Genomic DNA, 847 nt, shown 5'->3' with positions numbered 1-847 from the left:
CTGGGGCTCACCCCCCGCCAGCTCGCCTACATCATCTACACCTCGGGCTCCACCGGGACGCCCAAGGGCGTCATGGTCGAGCATCGCGGAGTGGTCAATCTTACAGCATGGCATGTGCAAACGTTTTGTCCGCAACCAGAAACCTGCTGCACACTCACGGCTGCAGTGGCTTTTGACGCCAGCACCTGGGAGCTATGGTCCGCATTATGCAATCGTAGCACATTGCTGCTCCCGCCCAGGGCGGCAGCAGGAGATTCCTCGCGTCTGTTGCAATGGTGGCGTGATCAACCACTGGACGCCGCCTTTCTAGCCACACCGCTGGCTATAACCGCATTGCAAGACGAGCTGGTAAATCCAAAATTGGGACATTTGCTGATCGGCGGTGATCGTCTCCAGCGTGTTCCTTCCCGGATACCGTCTCCTCTCAAGTTGATAAACAACTATGGCCCTACGGAAGTCACCGTTGTGGCAACGTCGGGACGACTTCTCAGTGACAACGCCGTGCCGCATATTGGCCGTCCGATTGCGAACACGCGGATCTACCTGCTGGACGCTCATGGTGGGCCGGTGCCGTTCGGGGCGGTGGGCGAGCTCTATATCGGCGGGGCGGGGGTTGCGCGTGGCTACCTGAACCGGCCGGAGCTGACGGCCGAGCGGTTCATCGCCAGCCCGTTTGTGGAGGGCGACCGGCTGTACCGGAGCGGCGACCTGGCGCGTTATCTGCCGGACGGCAATCTGGAGTTTTTGGGCCGCAACGACGAGCAGGTGAAGATCCGCGGCTTCCGCATCGAGCCGGGCGAGATCGCGGCGCGGCTTTGCGAGCATGCCTGGGTGCGTGAGGCGGTGG

At 62.1% G+C, this 847-nt stretch carries 1 protein-coding gene; it reads left to right on the top strand.

The window, feature by feature from the left end; translation table 11 throughout:
- The coding region (locus NKH90_RS34630; RefSeq protein ID WP_352823820.1) for an amino acid adenylation domain-containing protein at window positions 1-847 on the top strand (847 nt) is incomplete at both ends.

This window comes from Mesorhizobium sp. M0898 (assembly GCF_040319695.1).
Classification (GTDB): Bacteria; Pseudomonadota; Alphaproteobacteria; order Rhizobiales; family Rhizobiaceae; genus Mesorhizobium.
Note: the sequence above shows the minus strand (reverse complement) of the source record. Positions and strands in the feature narration are given on the sequence as shown.